18 protein-coding genes, 1 tRNA gene, 1 pseudogene and 1 riboswitch are annotated in these 21,211 nt (G+C 56.3%); of the genes and pseudogenes, 18 read left to right on the forward strand and 2 right to left on the reverse strand.

The features are described 5' to 3' along the window. The first annotated feature begins 192 nt into the window (after positions 1–192). Positions 193–690: a flavodoxin family protein gene (locus NM10_RS14520; protein ID WP_020310673.1), complete on the forward strand. Its 498-nt coding sequence runs from the start codon at positions 193–195 to the stop codon at positions 688–690. 311 nt (positions 691–1,001) lie between these two features. Here NM10_RS14520 and rpmB read toward each other — a convergent pair whose 3' ends face one another. Then, on the reverse strand, positions 1,002–1,193 hold the full coding sequence (gene rpmB / locus NM10_RS13285; RefSeq protein WP_014014995.1) for a 50S ribosomal protein L28: 192 nt from the start codon (positions 1,191–1,193) through the stop codon (positions 1,002–1,004). Between the two features lie 138 nt (positions 1,194–1,331). Here rpmB and recG point away from each other — a divergent pair, with 138 nt between their 5' ends. The 16 genes and pseudogenes from recG to NM10_RS05915 all read left to right on the forward strand — a co-directional run bounded on the left by recG (position 1,332) and on the right by NM10_RS05915 (position 18,949). Then, positions 1,332–3,371, forward strand: coding sequence for an ATP-dependent DNA helicase RecG (recG, locus tag NM10_RS05845; RefSeq protein ID WP_020310674.1), 2,040 nt, complete (start codon positions 1,332–1,334; stop codon positions 3,369–3,371). Between the two features lie 115 nt (positions 3,372–3,486). After that, positions 3,487–4,944, forward strand: coding sequence for an IMP dehydrogenase (guaB, locus tag NM10_RS05850; RefSeq protein WP_020310675.1), 1,458 nt, complete (start codon positions 3,487–3,489; stop codon positions 4,942–4,944). A gap of 18 nt (positions 4,945–4,962) precedes the next feature. Further along, positions 4,963–5,694 carry a WecB/TagA/CpsF family glycosyltransferase gene (locus tag NM10_RS05855; protein ID WP_036200951.1) on the forward strand — a complete coding sequence of 244 codons (732 nt, stop codon included), beginning with the start codon at positions 4,963–4,965 and terminating at the stop codon, positions 5,692–5,694. A gap of 12 nt (positions 5,695–5,706) precedes the next feature. Continuing rightward, positions 5,707–6,357, forward strand: coding sequence for a phosphatidylserine decarboxylase (locus tag NM10_RS05860; RefSeq protein WP_020310677.1), 651 nt, complete (start codon positions 5,707–5,709; stop codon positions 6,355–6,357). After that, a complete protein-coding gene (locus NM10_RS05865) occupies positions 6,357–7,031 on the forward strand; it encodes a CDP-alcohol phosphatidyltransferase family protein (protein ID WP_020310678.1) in 675 nt (224 codons plus the stop codon). The genes NM10_RS05860 and NM10_RS05865 overlap by 1 nt, the downstream gene beginning before the upstream one ends. A gap of 20 nt (positions 7,032–7,051) precedes the next feature. Further along, complete coding sequence (locus tag NM10_RS05870; protein WP_020310679.1) at positions 7,052–8,302, forward strand: glycosyltransferase family 2 protein; 1,251 nt, start codon at positions 7,052–7,054, stop codon at positions 8,300–8,302. 11 nt (positions 8,303–8,313) lie between these two features. Next, complete coding sequence (surE, locus tag NM10_RS05875) at positions 8,314–9,072, forward strand: 5'/3'-nucleotidase SurE (RefSeq protein ID WP_020310680.1); 759 nt, start codon at positions 8,314–8,316, stop codon at positions 9,070–9,072. Then, on the forward strand, positions 9,069–9,455 hold the full coding sequence (locus NM10_RS05880; protein WP_020310681.1) for a cytidine deaminase: 387 nt from the start codon (positions 9,069–9,071) through the stop codon (positions 9,453–9,455). The genes surE and NM10_RS05880 overlap by 4 nt, the downstream gene beginning before the upstream one ends. Positions 9,456–9,630: 175 nt before the next feature. After that, positions 9,631–9,718: riboswitch (glycine riboswitch) on the forward strand. A gap of 105 nt (positions 9,719–9,823) precedes the next feature. Continuing rightward, on the forward strand, positions 9,824–11,209 hold the full coding sequence (locus NM10_RS05885) for an alanine/glycine:cation symporter family protein (protein WP_020310682.1): 1,386 nt from the start codon (positions 9,824–9,826) through the stop codon (positions 11,207–11,209). 103 nt (positions 11,210–11,312) lie between these two features. After that, positions 11,313–11,396 (forward strand) — tRNA-Leu (locus NM10_RS05890). A 135-nt stretch (positions 11,397–11,531) separates the two neighbouring features. Further along, a complete protein-coding gene (locus tag NM10_RS05895; protein ID WP_020310683.1) occupies positions 11,532–12,035 on the forward strand; it encodes a nitroreductase family protein in 504 nt (167 codons plus the stop codon). 145 nt (positions 12,036–12,180) lie between these two features. Then, positions 12,181–12,288, forward strand: a pseudogene (locus tag NM10_RS14995) (twin-arginine translocase subunit TatC); the annotation flags it as partial. Further along, the gene (tatC, locus tag NM10_RS05900) at positions 12,287–12,913 is read left to right on the forward strand and encodes a twin-arginine translocase subunit TatC (protein WP_020310684.1); all 627 of its coding nucleotides are present in this window, start codon (positions 12,287–12,289) and stop codon (positions 12,911–12,913) included. The pseudogene NM10_RS14995 and the gene tatC, both read left to right, overlap by 2 nt. Positions 12,914–13,065: 152 nt before the next feature. After that, on the forward strand, positions 13,066–16,500 hold the full coding sequence (locus tag NM10_RS05905; RefSeq protein WP_020310685.1) for a pyruvate carboxylase: 3,435 nt from the start codon (positions 13,066–13,068) through the stop codon (positions 16,498–16,500). A gap of 156 nt (positions 16,501–16,656) precedes the next feature. Further along, positions 16,657–17,328, forward strand: a complete 672-nt coding sequence (locus tag NM10_RS05910; RefSeq protein ID WP_020310686.1) for a 2Fe-2S iron-sulfur cluster-binding protein — start codon at positions 16,657–16,659, stop codon at positions 17,326–17,328. Positions 17,329–17,338: 10 nt separating this feature from the next. Beyond that, positions 17,339–18,949, forward strand: a complete 1,611-nt coding sequence (locus NM10_RS05915; RefSeq protein ID WP_020310687.1) for an FAD-dependent oxidoreductase — start codon at positions 17,339–17,341, stop codon at positions 18,947–18,949. Here NM10_RS05915 and NM10_RS05920 read toward each other — a convergent pair. After that, on the reverse strand, positions 18,946–20,139 hold the full coding sequence (locus tag NM10_RS05920) for an MFS transporter (RefSeq protein ID WP_020310688.1): 1,194 nt from the start codon (positions 20,137–20,139) through the stop codon (positions 18,946–18,948). The two genes, NM10_RS05915 and NM10_RS05920, sit on opposite strands and share 4 nt — an antisense overlap. A gap of 138 nt (positions 20,140–20,277) precedes the next feature. Here NM10_RS05920 and NM10_RS05925 point away from each other — a divergent pair, with 138 nt between their 5' ends. Continuing rightward, on the forward strand, positions 20,278–21,210 hold the full coding sequence (locus NM10_RS05925; RefSeq protein ID WP_020310689.1) for an ABC transporter permease: 933 nt from the start codon (positions 20,278–20,280) through the stop codon (positions 21,208–21,210). The last annotated feature ends 1 nt before the right edge of the window (position 21,211 follow it).

The following is a 21,211-nucleotide window of genomic DNA, read 5'->3' on the forward strand; positions in this document are numbered from 1 at the left end:
TCTCTCTATAATTTTAATACCCAGGCCAAGATCCAGGGCCTCTCTAATGAAGAGGCCTATGCCGTCAGTGCCGGCCACCTGGTCAACAAGCTGCTGTCCTTCGTTCGCCCGTCCGGGTCAGGGAAGGTCAAAGATATCGTCGTCATCCACGCCAGCAGCCGCCGCACGTCGAATACGCTCCTCCTCTGGGAGATGGTCCGCTGCCATCTGCAGGGGAAGGCGAAGGTCACGGAGATTTCCCTGCGCAACGGCAGCGTCGTCGACTGCCGGGGCTGCAGCTACGAAACGTGCCTCCACTTCGGCGAAAAAGGGGACTGCTTCTACGGCGGCGTCATGGTCGAAAAAGTCTATCCCGCTGTGCGCCAGGGCGACGTCATCGTCCTGGTCTGCCCGAACTACAACGACGCCGTCAGCGCCAACATCACGGCCTTCTTCAACAGGCTGACGGCCCTGTTCCGCAAGGAAGAGGCGGCCTTTGCCAATAAGGAAGTTTACGCCCTGGTCGTCTCCGGCTACAGCGGCGGCGACATCGTGGCCGAACAGATACTGGACGCCATGAACTGCAACAAGAACTTCATCCTGCCGCCGTACTTCGCCCTCATCGAAACGGCCAACGACCCCAAGAGCATCCTCCGGAACGCCGGCATCGAAGACCGGGCGGCCCGCCTGGCAAAATACATATGCATGTAGGGGCTCGCACGTGGCGAGCCCGCTCCAGGATATGTGCGATTCCCCGTTCATTTCGTTGGGGAAATCACACAAATTCCCAACGGGTCGCCCACGTGGCGCCCCCTACGAGCTACGAACCACGAAAAAAGGGACTGTCGCATGAAGGTTTATTCTATCATGCGAGGTCCCTTTCTCTTTGTAGTTTGTAGTACGGAGTTTGTAGTTTGCAGATGACAGCTTTAAATTTTTAAACATTCACTGCAAACTAAAAACTACAAACTTTAAACTAAAAAAGAGGCTGTCTTAATGTGACAGCCTCTTTTTTATCATCCTTAAACATCACGCTGGACTTTACCGGAACGAAGGCAACGAGTGCAAACATTAACTCGTTTTACTTCGCCGTCGACGACAGCGCGGACACGCTGGATATTCGGTTTCCAGGTTTTTTTCGTTTTCAAGTGGGAATGGCTGACATTCATGCCGCTCATTGTTCCTTTACCACAGATTTCGCAAAAGTTTGCCATTGGTTACACCTCCCTGCACCATCACAGTACAACATATAAATCTTATCACAGATTATTAGGCAAAGCAAGTTTTATTTTTTAAAAAAGCCTACGAAATATGATACAATAAAAACGAATATTTGACAAGGAGTTTTTGGTATGAATTTTTCCATTCGCGATTTAAAAGGCATCGGACCGCGCAAAGAAGCCCTGTTTGCCCGGCTCCATCTGACGACGGTGTCCGATTTATTACAATATATGCCCCGCGATTATGAAGACCGCAGCCACATCTGGCCCATCGGCCAGGCGCCGTGCGGGACGGGGAAAGCCGTCCTGGTCTGCGGGACCGTGGCCTCTGTCCAGGAAATGCGGCCCCGCCGGGGCCTCTCCATCTTGAAGGTCATGGTCAGCGACGGCACGGGGGCGGCCGAACTGGTCTGGTTCAATCAGGCCTTCAAGAAACGCCAGTTCCATGTCGGCCTGACCCTGACGGCTTTCGGCAAGATGGAATGGGCTTACGGCCGCCGCCAGATGAATACGCCCGATACGGAAGAAGGGCGGGCTGGCGGCGATGGCTTCGTCCCCGTCTACGGCCTGACCGACGGCCTGCGCCAGCAGGATATCCGCAAGGCCGTGCGCCAGGCCCTGGACCTGGCCAGGGAACATCCGGACATCCTGCCCGGCTGGGACGGCTGCCGTCAGTCGCCTTTTGCCGCCATGTCGACGCTCGAAGCCTATGAGCAGATACATTTCCCTGATTCTATGGAGAAACGGGAACAGGCCCGGCGCCAGCTGGCCTTTGAAGAGCTCTTCGACATGCAGCTCGGCCTGCTCCTGCGCCGGCGCCATGAAGGCAAGCGCCAGGGCATCAAATGCGGCCCTAACGGCCATCTGCTCAAGGCCTTCTATGACCACCTGCCCTTTACCCTGACGAAAGGCCAGACCCAGGCCTTCCTCGATATCCAGGCCGATATGGAGAGCGAAGTGCCCATGCAGCGTCTGGTCCAGGGCGATGTCGGCTCCGGCAAGACCGTCGTCGCCGCCCTGGCCCTGGCCAAGATCGTAGAGAACGGCTATCAAGGGGCCCTCATGGCGCCGACGGGCATCCTGGCGGCTCAGCACTATGAAGAATTCTGCCGCCTCTTTCAGGGCCTGGACGTCCGCATCGCCTTGCTGACGGGCAGGACGACGGCTAAGGAACGGCAGCAGCTCCTGGAAGAACTGGCCCAGGGGCGCATCGACATCCTCATCGGGACTCACGCCCTGATACAGGACGACGTGGCCTTCCGCTGCCTGGGCCTGGTCGTCACGGACGAACAGCACCGCTTCGGCGTCCGCCAGCGGTCGGCGCTGGAACAAAAGGGGAAGGAGCCACATGCCCTGTTCATGACGGCCACGCCCATTCCCCGGACGCTGACCTTGTCCCTCTACGGCGACCTCGACGTGTCGTCCATCCGCGAGCTGCCGCCAGGGCGGAAACGGGTCAAGACCTATGCCGTCGGCGAAGCCCTGCGCCGGCGGGTCTATATCTTCATGGACAAGCTCATGGCCCAGGGCCAGCAGTGCTACGTCGTCTGTCCCCTCGTCGAGGCCTCGGAAAGCGTCGATTTACAGGCGGCGACGGACCTCTACGAAGAACTGCGGTCCCGCGTCTTCAAAAAGCGCACGTGCGGCCTCGTCCACGGCCGTATGGCCGGCAAAGAGAAAGAAGCCGTCATGGAGGCCTTTCAGAAAGGGGATATCCAGCTCCTGGTCGCGACGAGCGTCATCGAAGTCGGCGTCAACGTCCCCAATGCGACGGTCATATTCATCGACGGCGCCGAACGCTTCGGCCTGGCCCAGCTCCACCAGCTGCGGGGCCGCGTCGGCCGCGGCGATCTGCAGGCCTATTGCATCCTCATGGCCAAAGGCGGCAGCGATGAGACGCGGCAGCGCCTGAAATGGATGGAACAGATACACGACGGCTTCACGCTGGCTGAAAAAGACCTGCTCCTGCGCGGTTCGGGACAGCTCTTCGGCTATATGCAGCATGGCCTGCCCGATTTGAAAGCTGCCGATATTATAAACGACGTACCTCTCCTGGCGGCGGCCCGCGATGCGGCCCGGCAATGGTGGCTGGGCCACGAAGACCTGGGGAAAGCAGAAGCGGCATTAAAGAGACGCTTTGGCCATACTTTTGCCGGCCTTTTAAATAACTGATAGAAATTTGCTGTAATATATGTACATAAGAGCTGATTTCAGTTATAATAGGGGATAAGCTATTTAGGGGTATTTCCCCTTAGTTTCTTATATTTTTCAAAACAGAGGTGCAAATATGAGATCTGATAAATTTGGTATGAGAGGTTTGACATTTGATGACGTTCTCCTGGTTCCGGCAAAATCGGACGTACTCCCGAAGGAAGTCGACATTTCGACGAACCTGACGCGCGATATCAAACTGAATATTCCTATTATGAGCTCTGGTATGGATACCGTTACAGAAGCTCCTATGGCTATTGCCGTAGCCCGCGAAGGCGGCATCGGCGTTATTCATAAGAACATGTCCATTGCCGCCCAGGCGCGGGAAGTCGACAAAGTAAAGCGGTCGGAACACGGCATCATCATCGACCCGATTTTCCTTCATCCCGATAATCTCCTGGCCGATGCCAATGAATTAATGGGCAAATACCGCATCTCCGGCGTACCTATCACGGTCGACGGCAAACTCGTCGGCATCATCACCAACCGCGATATACGCTTTGAAGAAGACATGAGCCGCCGCATCGGTGACATCATGACCAAAGAAAACCTGATCACTGCTCCTGTCGGCACGTCCCTGGCAGAAGCCAAAGAAATTCTCCGCAAGCACCGCATTGAAAAATTACCCCTTGTCGATAAAGAAGGCAACCTCCAGGGCCTCATCACCATCAAGGATATCGAAAAGGCTACAAAATACCCGAATTCTGCCAAAGATGGCAACGGCCGTCTCCTGGTCGCTGCTGCTGTCGGCGTAACCCATGACATGACCGACCGTCTCGACGCTCTCGTCGCTGCCAAAGTCGACGTCGTCGTCATCGATACGGCTCACGGCCATTCCCTGGGCGTCCTCAATACGCTGAAAGAAATCAAGAAGATGTACCCGCATCTCCCGGTCATCGCCGGCAACGTCGCTACGGGTGCCGCTACGGAAGCCCTCATCGAATGCGGCGTCGACGCCGTCAAAGTCGGCATCGGCCCTGGCTCCATCTGCACGACCCGTATCGTCGCTGGTATCGGCGTACCGCAGATCACGGCCGTCTATGAATGTGCTAAAGTCGCTCAGCGCTATGGTATCCCCATCATCGCCGACGGCGGCATCAAATATTCCGGTGATATGGCCAAAGCCATCGCTGCCGGCGGCAACGTCGTCATGATGGGCAACCTCCTGGCCGGCACGGAAGAAAGCCCGGGCGAAACGGTCATCTATCAGGGCCGCAGCTACAAAGAATACCGCGGCATGGGTTCCCTGGCCGCTATGGAATGTGGCAGTAAGGACCGTTACTTCCAGGAAGATGCCAAGAAGCTCGTCCCCGAAGGCATCGAAGGCCGTGTACCGTACAAAGGACCGGCAGCTGACACGATTTACCAGATGGTCGGCGGTCTCCGCGCATCCATGGGCTACTGTGGCTGCCACAACATTAAAGAAATGATTGAAAATACGCAGTTCATCCAGATCACCGCAGCCGGTCTTCGTGAAAGCCATCCTCACGATGTCAACATCACGAAAGAAGCTCCGAACTACAGCGTAAACTAAGCAGGGCGGAGGGATACGTTGATTAGTACAATCGATATCTTGTCCATCCCCATATGGAACGTCACTATGGAAGAAGCCCGGAACCTGGCCTTTAAGTGCATCGACGAAGGCCGGGCCGCTTCCATTGCGACGGCCAATGCAGAAATGGTCATGCGGGCCCAGACGGACCGCGAACTGGCCCATATCCTCCAGCATGCCGACCTGGTAGTTCCCGATGGGGCCGGCGTCCTGTGGGCTGCAGAACAGCAGGGCAAGAAATTTAAAGAACGCGTGACAGGTGTCGATTTGGCGTGCAGTCTGCTCCAAGAAGCAGCCGCACGCCAAACGGCTGTCTACCTCTTTGGCGGTGCCCCGGGCATTGCCGAACAGGCTGCGGCCAATGTGCAGCAGCAACTGGGGTCCCTGAACATCGTCGGGACTCATTCGGGATTCTTTTCGGCTGACGAAGAACAGGGTATCATTGAAGATATCCGCAGCAAGGGGACGCGCATCCTCTTGGTCGCCCTCGGCGTGCCGAAACAGGAAAAATGGATATCTGAGCATCTCTACGAACTCGGCCCCTGCGTCTGTATGGGCGTCGGCGGGACCTTCGACGTCCTGGCTGGCAAAGCCGGCCGGGCTCCGAAATGGATGCAGGACAACCGCCTGGAATGGCTCTATCGCCTGTTGAAGGAGCCGACGCGGTTCAAACGCATGCTGGCGCTGCCGAAATTCGTCGCGGCTGTCAAGCTGGGCGGCCGGCCTAAGTGATGAGGTGATGAGTTGAAAAGTGATGTCTTGAACAAACCTTATATCGTAGAAGACGGATACCCCTTCATTATCGTGCCTCTGTTACTGGCTGTGGCAGCAGGCTATTTCATCAATGCCTACGCCGTGGTTCCGCTGCTGCTGCTGGCTGCGTATTTCACCTATTTCTTCCGCAACCCCAGCCGGACCATGCCGACAGACGACCATCTCCTGGTGTCGCCGGCTGACGGGACTGTCGTCGGCGTCGAAGAAGTGGAAGAAGATGCCTATCTCAACCAGAAGTGCCGGAAAATCATCATTTTCCTGTCCATCTTCGATGCCCATGTCAACCGGGCACCGCTGCCGGGGACCATTGATTTCCAGCAGTATACGTGCGGCCGCTTCCGTCCGGCTTATAAAGAAGGCGTCGGCTATGAAAATGAACGCTATTCCATCGGCATCCATTCAGCCCATACGGATATCCTGGTCACCATCATTGCCGGCATCCTGGCGCGGCGCATCGTCTCCTGGGTCACCTTGGGCGATGAACTGCAGCACGGCCAGCTCTACGGCATGATCAAATTCGGGTCGTGTGCAGAAATCTATGTCCGCGACAATGTGGAAATCACCGTCAAGAAGGGCCAGAAGGTCCGTGCTGGTAAATCCGTCATAGGGAGGATAGTTTAATGAAAAATGTAATACCATGTTTGTTTACGTCAGGAAACCTCAGCTTCGGGGTCCTGAGTATGATTATGACCCTCCACGGGCTCTATACCTGGGCCGGTGTCTGCATCCTGCTGGCCATGGTCTGCGACGCCTGCGACGGCCGCTCGGCCCGCGCCCTTGGTGTCGCCGGTGATTTCGGCAAGGAACTCGACTCCTTATCCGACGTCGTATCCTTTGGGGCCGCTTCGGCTTTCCTGATCTATTCTTATTCACTCCAGTCCCTGGGCTGGATCGGCGCCATCCCGGCCATCATCTACGCCGCTCTCGGCGGTATCCGCCTGGCCCGGTTCAACCTCAACACCGGCGTCATCCACGGCTATTTCCAGGGGATGCCGATTCCTAATGGCGGCTGCCTCATTGCGACGTACGTCATTTCCGGCGCCGTCCTGCCGGCATGGCTGCTGGCCATCTTCGTCGTCCTCCTGGGCTACCATCTGGTCAGCAAGGTCCATAACCCCGATTTCAAAGGGGCCAGCCCGGACGTGCTCCACAAATCGGCCCTGGCCATTTCCCTCATCTTCGGCGTTCTGGTCCTGGTCTTCGTCGACTTCCATCTGATCATCACCATGCCTTTCTTACTGTATATCGTCTTCGGGTTAGTCAATACGGCCATGAACGTCGCAGCTGCTCGCTAAGTCTTTAGGGAGAGTCGCATATGGAACACATCTTGGATATCATCATGATACCCATACAGGTCATCATCGTTTTTTATTCCCTCTATTATTTCATCCTCGCCTGCTTCGGCCTCATGAAGCGGCGGGAACGCATTACGGTAGCGCCTAAGAATACCTTCGCTGCCGTTATTTGCGCGCATAATGAAGAAAAAGTCGTCTGGCAGCTCATCGACAATCTGAAACAGCTCCACTATCCGAAGGATATGTACGACATCTACGTCGTCGCCGACAACTGCACGGACCATACGGCCGACATCTGCCGCGAGCACGGGGCCATCGTCAAGGTGCGGACCAACAAGGAACAGGTCGGCAAGGGCTATGCCCTGGACTGGATGTTCTCGCAGATGCTGGCCCAGGAGAAGCAGTATGACGCCTTCGTCGTCTTCGATGCGGACAACCTGGTCCATCCGGAATTCCTGCGGGAAATGAACAACCACCTCTGCAAGGGGGAAAAGGTCATCCAGGGCTATATGGATTCCAAGAATCCGACGGACTCGTGGATTGCCGGCACCTTTTCCATCGCCTTCTGGCTCATCAACCACATGTGGCACCTGGCCAAGTACAACATCGGCTTGTCTACGGCCCTGGGCGGCACGGGCATGTGCATCGCCACGGAAATCGTCCGCAAGTACGGCTGGGGCTGTGACTGCCTGACGGAAGACATGGAATTTTCCATGAAAGTCCTCCTCGAAGGCGTCCGCACCTGCTGGGCCCATGATGCCATCATTTACGACGAAAAGGTCGTCGGCTTCATGCAGTCCTGCCGCCAGCGCAAGCGTTGGGCCCAGGGCCAGTGTGACTGCGGCGAACGCTTCATTCCCAAGCTCTTCGCCCGGGGTATCAAGACCGGCAACATCCGCATGCTCGACGGCATCGTCACCTTGTCCCAGCCATTTTTCATGATGGCTTCGACCATTTACGCCGTCCTGGCTTCGATTAATTCGTACCTGCCCTTCTATACGAATATCCTCAATGCCATCGTGCCCGTCCAGATTTGGACCATCATCGGCGTCGGCCAGTACCTCATTCCGGTCATCGTCCTCTTGCAGATCAAGGTGCCGCCGAAATCATGGGCATACCTCATTATTTATCCGATTTTCATGTACAGCTGGATCCCTGTCAACTTCCTCGGTTTCAAAGACCGGCACAAGATGAAATGGAGCCACACCCTGCACACGCGGGCCCTGTCTTATGAAAGCGCGGCCTTATTGCGTAAAGAAAATAAGAAGTAAGGAGATAGACTATGCATATTTTGTTGACCAATGATGACGGATTGAAAGCGCCGGGTCTTCAGACGCTAAAACGGGAACTGGCATCTCATGACTGCCGCCTGACTGTCGTTGCGCCCAATGGCCAGCGCAGTGCGGCGTCTCATTCCATGACCATCAACAAGGCCCTCTACTGCCGCGACGAATCGACGGTACAGGGAATCCGGGAAATCGCCGTATCCGGTACGCCTGTGGACTGCGTCAAGATGGCTATGGAATATTTCCTCAAAGAAGATAAACCGGACCTCATCATTTCCGGCATCAACGACGGCTATAACCTGGGCAGCGACGTCCTCTATTCCGGGACCGTGTCGGCGGCCATGGAAGGGCCGTATTACGGCCTGCCGGCCTTTGCCGTATCCATGCTGGGCATGACCGATGAACGCTGCGCTCAGACGGCCCACCTCGTCTGGGACCTGGTCCAGAAGCTCGTCGTCAAAGGCCGCTTCCCGGGCATCGCCAACATCAACGTGCCGCCAGAAGGGGCTGTCAGCCTGGACAACGTCCGCGTCGTGCCCCAGACGGTCCAGATTTACCACAATGTCATCGCTGAGAAACGCGACCTCGACGGCAGCGTCTGCTATCGTATCGTCGGCGATATCGACATGACGACGGCTCCCGACGACAGCGATGTCGCCTGCATCCGCCAGGGTCATATCGCCCTGACGCCGCTCAAATGGCAGCAGACGGCCGACCGGGTCATGGACCACTTAAAAGGATGTCTGTCACTATGACTGATGAAGAACTCATAGAAAAAGCGAAAGCCTACCGCGCTCATTCGTACAGCCCGTATTCTCATTTTCCCGTCGGCGCCGCCGTCCTGGCCGCGTCGGGGAAGGTCTATGGCGGCTGCAATATCGAGAATTCCAGTTATCCCCTGGGCAACTGTGCCGAACGGACGGCTATCTTCAAGGCCGTATCCGAAGGGGAGCGGGACTTTACGGCTATTGCCATCGTCGCCGATACGCCCGGCCCCTGTTCGCCCTGCGGCGCCTGCCGGCAGGTCATGGCCGAATTCCATATCCCCAAGGTCATCATGGCCAACCTGAAAGGGGAATGGTGCGTCGTCACGATGGATCAGCTCCTGCCGTACGCCTTTTCTGACACAGATTTATAAAGAAAGTTCGCTGAATACGGACAAATTTCCGTAAAGGGCTTGCATTTTTTAAGAAGCCGGTTTATAATAACAATCACATCATACATATTGCGTGAACGAAACACACGGGAGAAGGCAATGCCTACCGACGGAGTCAAACTCTCAGGTGCCCCCGCAAAGGGGTGGGACCGTGTGTGGACACAACTCTGGAGAGTCCCGTTTGGGCGCCGAAGGTGCAAGGAAGCGATTCCTAATCTCTCAGGCAAAAGGACAGAGCTGGCAGAACGACCTTTCTTTTTCTGCGACCCTTAGGACCTATCTTCAGAGTGATGATGATAGGTCTTTTTTCATGTCGTTATAATTACCATAACAAAAGGGGAGTATGAAAGATGTTAGAAACGTTGAATGCCATTGATAGTTTTGTCTGGGGTCCGCCCTTGCTGGTGCTGCTCATCGGCACCGGCCTGATGCTGACTGTCCGCCTCCATTTGCTCCAGGTCTTCCGCCTGCCGAGAGCGCTGAAGCTCATCTTCACGGCCAAGAACCAGGGCGAAGGCGACGTAGACAGCTTCAAGGCCCTGTGCACGGCCCTGGCCGCTACGGTCGGGACAGGCAACATCGTCGGTGTCGCTACGGCCGTCCATGCCGGCGGCCCGGGCGCTATCTTCTGGATGTGGATGGCCGCTTTCGTCGGCATGGCCACGAAATACGCCGAAGGCTGTCTGGCCGTCAAATATCGCACGGTCGACAAGAACGGCGATATTGCCGGCGGCCCGATGTACTACATCGAAAACGGCCTGGGCAAGAAATATAAGCCCTTGGCTTTCTTGTTCGCCTTCTTCGGCGTCCTCGTCGCCTTCTTCGGCATCGGGACTTTCGCGCAGGTCAATTCCATCGTTGAAATCACGCGCCTGACGACGAGCATCCCCGTCGAATACACGGCCATCGTATTGACTATCCTCGTCGCTGCCATCACCATCGGCGGCCTCCAGTCCATCGCCCGCGTCGCTTCCAAAATCGTCCCGGCCATGGCTGTCATCTATGTCGTTTCTACGGTCGCTTTCCTCGTCGTCTTTGCCGACCAGATCCCGGCTGCTGTTGAACAGATCATCGTCAGCGCCTTCACACCGACGGCTGCAGCTGGCGGCTTCCTCGGTGCCACGGTATTGGTTGCTATGCGCAACGGCGTTGCCCGCGGCGTCTTCTCCAATGAATCGGGCCTGGGCAGTGCACCTATCGTAGCTGCTGCTGCCAAAACGAAATGGCCGGCTGAACAGGGCCTCATTTCCATGACCGGTACCTTCATCGACACCATCATCATCTGCACTTTGACCGGTTTGGTCCTGGTCGTCAGCGGTGCCTGGATGGGCGATGTCAACGGCGCAGCCCTGACCAATGCGGCTTTCACCATGGCTTTCCCGACCTACGGCAGCATCATCCTCTGCGTCGGCCTGACCTTGTTCGCCTTCACGACCATCCTCGGCTGGAACTACTACGGTGAACGCTGCGTCGAATACCTCGTCGGCGTCAAAGGTATCATGCCGTACCGCATCATCTTCATCGCCCTCGTCGCCTGCGGCGCTTTCATCAAACTCGACGTCATCTGGGTCCTGGCTGATATCGTCAACGGCCTCATGGCTATCCCGAACCTCATCGCCCTCATCGGCCTGTCTGGCGTCGTTGTAGCCGAAACGAAGAAATACTTCGCTCATTTGAAAGAAGAAGAAATGGTCGTAGCCAAAGATTCGGAAGAAAAAGTACCGGCTGGCCATTAAGTCGTAAAAATTTTCAAAAAAAATACTTGACGATTCCGTTAGTTATGGTATAATTCTTCTTGTGCCAAGCACTGAAACACCATGTGCCGGGCACAAGAGATATGCCGGGGTGGCGGAATGGCAGACGCACCTGACTCAAAATCAGGCGGGTAACACCGTGAGGGTTCAAGTCCCTCCCTCGGCACCAAGCAAAGAGGCTTGTCGCATAGCGGCAAGCCTCTTTTTCATCATTCGTGATGGAAGCCTATACAACTTCTTTTTCTTTCTATCTATATATGTTATAATGAGATAGATATATGATTATAGGAGGGAGTCGATTCACATGAACGAAATCTTTGCCAGACGCAGTATCCGTAAATTTTTACCGACCATGGTAGAAGATGAAAAGATAGAACAGTTACTGCGTGCCGCTATGGCCGCTCCTTCGGCTGGGAACCAGCAGCCCTGGGAATTCTACGTCGTCCGCGACAAACGGGTCATCCAGGACCTGTCCCACTGCAGTCCTTATGCCGGCTGTGCTGCCGGTGCTTCCTTGGCCATCGTCGTCTGTTCCCGCGATGAAAACATGCGTTTTCCGGCTTTCATCAACCTCGACCTCAGCGCAGCTGTCGAAAACATCCTGCTCGAAGCAGTACACCTCGACCTCGGTGCCGTATGGCTCGGCGTCGCCCCGTATAAGGCCCGCGAAGTCCTCGTCCGCCGGTCCCTCGGCGTTCCCCAGGGCCTGACCCCGTTCGCCATCGTCGCCATGGGCTATCCTCAGGCTACGGCCGAAGAAAAACCCCGCGAAGACCGCTACGACCCGTCGCGCGTACATTATGTATGATTAGTTTGTAGTACAGAGTTTGTAGTTTGCAGAGAAAGGTTTAAATTTAAAGCCATCCGCTAACCACTAACAACTAACTACTACCAACTTAAAAGGGCTTGTCGTCATACGACAAGCCCTTTTATACACCTGAAAGGAAAATCCCATGTCTGAAGAACGAGCTCCTATTACTTTCCATCTGGAGGAATTGCGGCGGCGCATCATCGTCTGCCTCGTGGCCTGGCTGGTGGGCAGTATTATTTCCTATATATATGCTGAAGATATTATCGCCGTCATTTCGGCTCCTGCCGGGAAATTGTATTTCCTCAATCCGGCAGAAGTCTTTTTTTTCTTATATAGAGATCGCCGCCTTTGCCGGTTTCATCGGGACCCTGCCCATCCACTGCTTCGAGTTCTGGCGCTTCCTGCGGCCTGCCCTGCGCGGCGGGGAAGTGAAGACGGCCTTGTGGTTCATCCCGTCGGCGCTGCTTCTCTTCTATGGCGGATCGGCCTTTGCCTTTTTCTTTGTCCTGCCGGCAGCGGTCCAGTTCTTCATGGACTTTGCCACGGTGTCGTTGCAGCCTATGTTTTCTTTGTCGGCATATTTATCCTTTTTTATCGCTTTCCTCCTGCCCTTTGCCCTGGGCTTTGAACTGCCTTTGGTCCTGCTGGTCCTGTCCCGCCTGGGCCTGGTGACGGTGGCCATGCTGAAGGGCAAGCGCCGCGTCTTCGTTATCCTGGCCTTCATCTTTGCCGGTGTCGTGTCGCCGACGACGGATATGTTTACGCAGACCTGTATTGCCGTTCCCATGATTGTCTTATATGAAGGAACAATCATCATCATGAGGGCGATAAACGGCAGAAGCCGGGGAAACGGGGAAAAGGGCGGAGAAACATGACTTGTATACAGTATTTTTATAAAGACAAAGTGCGCCGTCCCTTGTAATGTTTTCTTATTTTGTTATAATGAAGAAAGCGGTGAATGTATGGGAGTGGACATCTGTGCGTTTACCGGTCTTGACTTAATTTTTCTAAGCAGGAGGGTATTTTCATGAAAAAAATTCGTTCGGTTTTAGTTGCCAACCGCGGGGAAATCGCTATTCGTGTTTTCCGGGCTTGTAATGAACTGGGAATCCGTACTGTAGCTATTTATTCCAAAGAAGATTCGTTATCCCTGCACCGTTTCCGTGCAGATGAATCGTATCTCGTCGGTGAAGGCAAAAAACCGGTAGATGCATATTTAGACATTGAAGATATTATCCGCATTGCTCATGAACATGACGTCGATGCCATCCATCCGGGCTACGGCTTCTTGTCTGAAAATGCGGACCTGGCCAAACGCTGTGAAGAAGAAGGCATTATCTTCATCGGTCCTAAAGTTGAACACCTCATCATGTTCGGCGATAAGATCAATGCCCGTATCCAGGCGAAGAAGGCCGGTATCCAGTACATCCCTGGCAGCGACGGCCCGGTCATGAATTATGCAGAAGTCGAAAAATTCGCTAAACAGGTCGGCTTCCCGATCATGCTGAAAGCTGTCAACGGCGGCGGCGGCCGCGGTATGCGTATGGTCGACCGCATGGCTGATCTCCGCGATGCCTACGACCGCGCGAAATCGGAAGCGAAACTGGCTTTTGGCAACGATGAAATTTATTTGGAAAAATGCATTGTCAATCCGAAACACGTCGAAGTCCAGATCATGGGCGACGAACACGGCAATGTCATCCATCTCTTTGAACGGGACTGCTCCATCCAGCGCCGTCATCAGAAAGTCGTCGAAACGGCTCCGGCTTCGGCCCTGCCTGTCGAACTGCGTCAGAAAATCTGCAACGCTGCCCTGAAATTGATGAAGAACGTCCATTACGTCAACGCCGGGACGGTCGAATTCCTGGTTACGCCGGACGGCGAATTCTACTTCATCGAAGTCAACCCGCGCGTACAGGTCGAACATACCGTTACGGAAATGATCACGGGCATTGACATCGTCCAGACCCAGATCAAAGTCGCCGAAGGCTACGCCCTCGACAGCGACGAAATCGGCATCAAGTCCCAGGACGACGTCCGCTGCCTGGGCGACGCCATCCAGTGCCGTATCACGACGGAAGACCCGATGAACAACTTCATGCCTGATTCGGGCAAGATCATGGTATACCGCAGCGGCGGCGGCTTTGGCGTCCGCCTCGACAGCGGCAATGCCTACACCGGCGCCATCATCACGCCGTACTACGATTCACTGCTGGTCAAGACGACGACTTATGGCCGGACCCATAAGGAAGCAGCTGAAAAGATGCTCCGCGTCCTCAAGGAATTCCGTATCCGCGGCGTCAAGACCAACATCGGCTTCTTGATCAACGTCCTCAAGAGTCCGGAATTCATCGCCGGTACGTATAACGTCAACTTCATCGACGACCATCCGGAACTGTTCAACCTGCCCGTCGTCCAGGACCGCGGCACGAAGCTCCTCAAATACATTGGCAATACGACCATCAACGGTTATGCCGACGCCGGCCATCAGGACAAACCGGAATTTGAAGCCCTGGAACTGCCGACGCCTGTTGCCGGCCCGTATCCGGATGGGACGAAGCAGAAATTCGATGCCATGGGACCGGAAAAATTCTCCCAGTGGATCAAAGACCAGAAGAAAGTCTTCTTTACCGATACGACCATGCGTGACGCCCATCAGTCCCTGTTCGCGACGCGCGTCCGCTCCATCGATATGCTCCGCGTCCTGGAAGCGGCTTCCAAGAAATTGCCGAACCTCTTCTCCTATGAATGCTGGGGCGGCGCAACCTTCGACGTAGCCTACCGCTTCCTCTATGAAGACCCGTGGGTCCGCCTGCACCAGATGCGCAAGAAAGCGCCGAACATCCTCTTGCAGATGCTCGTCCGCGGTGCCAATGCCGTCGGCTATACAAGCTATCCCGACAACGTCGTCAAGAACTTCATCGACCTGTCGGCCAAGAACGGCATCGACGTCTTCCGCGTCTTCGACAGCCTCAACAGCCTGGACAACATGTATGGCACGATCCAGGCCGTCCGCGAAAACAATAAGCTCGCCGAAGTCGCCCTCTGCTACACTGGCGATATCCTCGACCCGGCCCGCGATAAATACGATCTGAAATACTATGTCAACATGGCCAAGGAATTGCAGAATGCCGGCGCCAATATCATCGCCATCAAGGATATGGCCGGCCTCTTGAAACCGGAAGCCGCTTACCGCCTGGTATCGGCCCTGAAAGATGCCGTCGACCTGCCTATCCATCTCCATACGCACGACGGTTCGGGCAACGCCATCTGCACGTATGACCGCGCCATCGACGCCGGTGTCGACATCGTCGACGTCGCTTATTCCGCCTTTGCCGGCGGCACGAGCCAGCCGAGCATGAGCACCTTGTACTACGCTTTGAGCGGCAAGGACCGCCAGCCCGACCTCGACGTCGATGCCATGGAAGAAATGTCCCGTTACTGGGCTACTGTCCGTCCGTACTATAAGGGCGTCGACAAAGCCGATGCGTATCCGAACACGGAAGTCTACCAGCATGAAATGCCGGGCGGCCAGTTCTCCAACCTGCGCCAGCAGGCCAAAGCCGTCGGCCTCGGCGACCGCTGGAACGAAATCAAGAAGATGTACCACACGGTCAGCATGATGTTCGGCGACATCATCAAAGTTACGCCGTCGTCGAAAGTAGTCGGCGACATGACCTTGTTCATGGTCCAGAACAACCTGACGGAACAGGATGTCTACGATAAAGGCGACGTCCTCGACTTCCCGCAGTCTGTCGTCGAATTCTTTGAAGGCCGCATCGGTATCCCTTATCAGGGCTTCCCGGAAAAACTCCAGAAGATCGTCCTGAAAGGCAAGAAACCCCTTACGGAACGCCCGGGCAAGAGCCTGGCTCCTGTCGATTTCGAAGCGATCCGCAAGAAATTGACCGATGCCGGTTACAAACACGAAGACGAAGACATCAACGCGTACTGCCAGTATCCGAAAGTCTTCAAGGACTTCAACGAAACGGTCAAGAAATACGGCGATGTCAGCGTCCTCGATACGCCGACCTTCTTCTTCGGCATGAAGAAGAACGAAGAAGTCCACGTTGAAATCGAAGAAGGGAAGGACCTCATCATCACCCTCATCAACATCAGCGATCCCGATGACAGTGGTGTCCGCACGATTACCTTCATGTTCAACGGTGCGGAACGCGAAATCCAGGTCCAGGATAAGAGCGTCGACATGAAGACCGTCACCCGCCGCAAGGCTGACCCCGACAAAGCCGGTGACATCGGCGCAACCCTGTCCGGGTCTGTCGTCAAAGTCCTGGTCACCAAGGGCCAGAAAGTCAAGAAAGGCGAACCCTTAGTCGTTACCGAAGCCATGAAGATGGAAACGACCATCACGTCGCCTATCGACGGCACAGTCGGTGAAATCTACGCCACCAAAGGCCAGGCCATCATCAGCGGTGACTGCCTGTTGGAAGTACTGGCGTAATCGCTATGTAGTATAAAGTTTGTAGTTTGTAGTAGATGAGGGGTAAATTTTTAGCCATTCACTACAAACTAAAAACTACAAACTATCAACTAAAAAGAGGCTGTCTTAGTACGACAGCCTCTTTTGCCATTCATTCACAAAGGAGTTTTTATCATTATGAAAATGGTAACGGTCTATTTACTGGGCAAGAAATTTTCGGTCCCTGAAGATTTGACGATCATGCGGGCCATGGAATATTCCGGTTTCCGCTTGGTCCGCGGCTGCGGCTGCCGCAGCGGTTTCTGCGGGGCCTGTGCCGTCGTCTACCGCCTGCAGGGCCAGACGGAGACCCATTCGGCCCTGGCCTGCCAGACGAAAGTCGAAGACGGCATGTGCGTCGGCCGCCTGGAATCATTTCCCATCAAGAAACAGACTTACGATATGGACGACCTGCCCGTAGCCGGCAACGTCGTCGGCCAGCTCTATCCGGAAATCTACAACTGCATCCACTGCAACGCCTGTACGCGGAACTGTCCCCAGGGCATCCAGGTCATGAAGTACATCGCCCTGGCCCAGCGCGGTGATTATGCCGGCTGTGCCAAGGAATCCTTCCGCTGTGTCTGCTGCAACATCTGCGCTGCCAGCTGCCCGGCCAAGATCAGTCACGGTGCCGTCGGCCTCCTGGCACGGCGCCTCATGGGCAAGTACATCGCCAAGAAGAGCAGGCACCTGGACCAGCGCGTCCAGGCCATCCGGGAAGGCCAGTTCGTGGCCGACGTCCAGCATCTGATGGCAGCCGGTGACGATGAATTACGCCGCTTATATGAATCGCGGGATATTGAGAAATAGGGGGACGATCATGATTTATACAGAAGAAATGCGGGCTTCCCAGGCGCGGGTCGAAGCTACGCGGAATATCCGTTTGTCTGAAGAACTGCCGCGCTTCACGGCTGAAGAGAAGGGGGAACTCCTGCGCCAGTATCATCCGGATTACCATGAAGAAGGCTTTACCGTCCTGACCGTCGGCCCCAATAAAGGCGATAAAGTGCCGAAGGAACTGGCTGCCCTGCTGCAGGGCAAGAGCCGCATGGACACGGCTGACGTCGATTTGGATCACATCCAGTTCGAAACGGATGTCCTGGTCATCGGCGGTGGCGGCGCCGGTGCGGCGGCTGCCATCGAAGCGGCACGGCACGGCGCCAAGGTCCTCATGGCGACGAAACTGCGTATAGGCGATGCCAATACGGGCATGGCCGAAGGCGGCATCCAGGCAGCCGACAAGGAAAGCGATTCGCCGGAGGCCCACTATCTCGACGCCATCGGCGGCGGCCATTATAAGAACAAGCCTGAACTGCTGGCCGAACTCGTCCTCCACGGGCCGGAAGCCATCCAGTGGCTCAGCTCGCTGGGCGTCCTCTTCGACAAGAACAGCGACGGCTCCATGGTCACGACCCATGGCGGCGGCACGTCGCGCAAGCGTATGCACGCCTGCGGCGACTATACAGGGGCGGAAATCATGCGCGTCCTCCGCGACGAAGTGCGCAATGCCGGCGTCGACGTCGTCGAATATTCACCGGCTGTGGAACTCCTCCTCGATGGCGAAGGGAAGGCGGCCGGTGCCGTCCTCTATGACTTCGATACCCGGGAATACCACGTCGTCCGGGCCAAGAGCGTCATCATCGCCACAGGCGGTGCCGGCCGCCTCCACTACCAGGGCTTCCCAACGTCCAATCACTACGGCTCGACGGCCGACGGCCTGGTCATGGCCTACCGCGCCGGCGTGCCCCTCATCTATGCCGACGCCATCCAGTACCATCCGACGGGCGCTGCCTATCCGCCGCAGATCTACGGCGCCCTGGTGACGGAAAAGGTCCGCTCTCTCGGGGCCATGCTGGTCAATAAGAACGGCGAAGCCTTCCTCCATCCCCTGGAAACGCGTGACGTCGTCGCAGCGGCCATCATCCGCGAATGTCAGGAACGGGACAAAGGGGTCTATGCCCTCCACGGACCGGCTGTCTGGCTCGACACGCCCATGGTCGACCTCATCAACGGCGAAGGGACCATGGAAAAGCGCCTGCCGGCCATGATCCACATGTATGAAAAATTTGGCATCAATATCCGCAAGCAGCCCATCCTGGTCTATCCGACCCTGCATTACCAGAATGGCGGCATCTGTATCGGCGCTAAGAGTAAAACGAAGATACCCGGCCTCTATGCCGCCGGTGAAGACGTCGGCGGTATCCACGGGACGAACCGCCTCATGGGCAACAGCCTCCTGGATATCATCGTCTTCGGCCGCATTGCCGGGACGGAAGCGGCTGGCTACAGCCAGACGGCCCATCCTGGGAAAGGGACGCTGGACCACGTCCGCCGTTTCGATGAAGAACGGGAACAGTATGGCGTAGACGACGATATCCTGTCGCCGAAGCTCCTGCCCAATTACACCCACAACCGCGGCACGCGGGGCTAGGCTTCGTGGAGCTGGCGGGCTTTGCGCTGGACGGCGATACTGATGACGAGCAGCAGGGCGCCGGCTGCCAGGAAGACGCATTTCATGCCCAGAAAGGTGGCGATGACGCCGCCCAGGATAGGGCCGCCCATGGCCCCGACCTGCTGGGCCGAGAACATCAGGCCGAAGACACGGCCTTTGATATTGGCACTGGTCTTTTCAGCCAGGATGGCGTTGATCGACGGATAGATGCCGGAGAAGAAGAGGCCGATGGCGAACTGACTGGCCGCAAAGGTATACAGCGTGTCCGGGATGGCCTGGATGAAGAAGAAAATCCCCGCCAGGACCAGGGACAGGCGCAGGGCCTTGACGAAGCCGTGATGCTGGCCGAAGCGTCCCCAGAGCGGAGCCGTAATGGCGCTGGAAAAGCCGCTCATGGAGAAGATGAGGCCTGAAATGAAGACCAGGTTGTCCAGCTCGCCGGCCAGGTGGGAGATGTATGTCGTCAATATGGGCTGGACGATGAGGATGACGACCTGGACCAGGGCGGCACTGACCAGCATCAGGCGGATGACGGGAATCTTCCAGAGGCTGACCTTTTCGCCTTCTGCCCCGGCTGCGGCCGTATCCGCTGCGGCTGTATCCGTCGGCGGTTCTTTGATGAAGAAGACCAGGACGACGAAGTTGAGGAACAGGGCGCCGGCTGCCAGGAAGAAGGACATGCGCATGCCGAAGGCTTCGGCCAGGATGCCGCCGAAGAGGGGGCCGATGATGCCGCCTGCCGTCAGGGCGCCCTGCATGATGCCCAGGCAGATGCCCAGTTTCTTCGGCGGTGCATAGATGGTCATGATGGCCAGTTCCATCGGCCACAGGCCCGATGCGAAGCCCTGGAACATGCGCATGAACGTCAGCTGCAGCGGCGACGTGACGATGCCGCCGAGAAAATAGCTGATCGATAAGAGCAGGCTGGCGCGGATGGCCATGAGCCGCTTGCCCCGCCGGTCGGCCATGCGTCCCCAGATAGGCGCCATGATGGCGCTGATGAGGAAGGTCGACGAAAAGACGACACCGGACCAGATGTTGACCGAGGCCGCATCGACGCCCAGTTCCCGCGTCAGGTACATGGGCAGGAAGGGGATGAGCATGGTATAGCTTGAAGACATGAAGACGACGTTGCAGGTCAGAATGGCCAGACAGAATTTCCAGTTCACGGCGATCACCTTTCTCGTATGGATTGTTAACGTACTAACTTCTTATTATACGCCGCCTTTTCGGGGATTACAACTTGTCACGATGGGAACACAGCCTTATAATGAATAATATCTATGTTGGAAAGGAAGGAACCTGAATTGGCCATGTACCTTGCAAAGCGCCTGGCCGGCGCTTGTGTCGTCTTATGGGCGATCATCACCATTACTTTTGGCCTCATGCATGCCATCCCAGGCGGCCCGTTTACGCAGGAAAAGAAACTGCCGCCGGCCGTCATGGCAACCGTCGAAGCCCGATATCACCTCGACGAACCCTTATGGTCCCAGTACGTCGATTACGTCCGCCATGCAGCGGTCCTCGACTTGGGGCCTTCTTATAAGTATCCCGGCAAGACCGTCAACGATATCATTGCCGAAACCTTTCCCGTATCGGCCCAGCTGGGGCTCATCAGCCTCTTTTTGGCCATCGGTGCCGGCGTCCTGGCCGGCATGGCCGCGGCCTGGTATAAGAATACCTGGATCGACTACACCATGATGGTCGGCGCCACCCTGGGCGTCTCCGTGCCCAGTTTCATCCTGGCAGCGGTCCTCATCCAGCTCTTCGCCTTTACCTGGCCCATCCTGCCGGCGGCCCTGTGGAAGGGGCCGGCTTACGTTGTCCTGCCGGCCCTGGCCCTGGCGGCCCAGCCGACGGCCTTCATCATGCGCCTGACCCGGTCGAGCCTGCTCGATGCCCTGGGGCAGGACTATATCCGCACGGCCCGGTCGCGGGGCATCGGCACGCGGTCCCTCATCTGCCACCATGCCCTTCGCAACGCCCTGCTGCCTGTCGTCAGTTATATCGGCCCTTTGGCGGCGGCCCTCATGACGGGGAGCTTCATCGTCGAGACGATTTTTGCCATCCCCGGCCTGGGACGCCACTTCGTCACCAGCATTTATAACCGCGACTATACGGTCATCTTGGGCATTACGATTTTTTACAGTTTCCTCATCATGATGATGAATTTACTCATCGATGTCATTTATCCGCTCTTGGACCCGCGGATCACCATGGATGGAAAGAAGGAGGGCTGAT

Origin of the sequence: Megasphaera sp. NM10, assembly GCF_000417505.1 — a bacterium.
Taxonomy (GTDB): Bacteria; Bacillota; Negativicutes; order Veillonellales; family Megasphaeraceae; genus Megasphaera; species Megasphaera intestinihominis.

Bases quoted from the DNA above. Each gene is read 5' to 3' on its own strand.
- surE (WP_020310680.1), top strand. From the start codon at position 8,314: ATGCATATTTTGTTGACCAATGATGACGGATTGAAAGCGCCGGGTCTT.
- guaB (WP_020310675.1), top strand. From the start codon at position 3,487: ATGAGATCTGATAAATTTGGTATGAGAGGTTTGACATTTGATGACGTT.
- tatC (WP_020310684.1), top strand. From the start codon at position 12,287: ATGCTGAAGATATTATCGCCGTCATTTCGGCTCCTGCCGGGAAATTGT.
- rpmB (WP_014014995.1), bottom strand. From the start codon at position 1,193: ATGGCAAACTTTTGCGAAATCTGTGGTAAAGGAACAATGAGCGGCATG.
- NM10_RS05885 (WP_020310682.1), top strand. From the start codon at position 9,824: ATGTTAGAAACGTTGAATGCCATTGATAGTTTTGTCTGGGGTCCGCCC.
- NM10_RS05915 (WP_020310687.1), top strand. From the start codon at position 17,339: ATGATTTATACAGAAGAAATGCGGGCTTCCCAGGCGCGGGTCGAAGCT.
- NM10_RS05905 (WP_020310685.1), top strand. From the start codon at position 13,066: ATGAAAAAAATTCGTTCGGTTTTAGTTGCCAACCGCGGGGAAATCGCT.
- NM10_RS05865 (WP_020310678.1), top strand. From the start codon at position 6,357: ATGAAAAATGTAATACCATGTTTGTTTACGTCAGGAAACCTCAGCTTC.
- NM10_RS05895 (WP_020310683.1), top strand. From the start codon at position 11,532: ATGAACGAAATCTTTGCCAGACGCAGTATCCGTAAATTTTTACCGACC.
- NM10_RS05870 (WP_020310679.1), top strand. From the start codon at position 7,052: ATGGAACACATCTTGGATATCATCATGATACCCATACAGGTCATCATC.
- NM10_RS14520 (WP_020310673.1), top strand. From the start codon at position 193: ATGGTCCGCTGCCATCTGCAGGGGAAGGCGAAGGTCACGGAGATTTCC.
- NM10_RS05910 (WP_020310686.1), top strand. From the start codon at position 16,657: ATGAAAATGGTAACGGTCTATTTACTGGGCAAGAAATTTTCGGTCCCT.
- NM10_RS05880 (WP_020310681.1), top strand. From the start codon at position 9,069: ATGACTGATGAAGAACTCATAGAAAAAGCGAAAGCCTACCGCGCTCAT.
- recG (WP_020310674.1), top strand. From the start codon at position 1,332: ATGAATTTTTCCATTCGCGATTTAAAAGGCATCGGACCGCGCAAAGAA.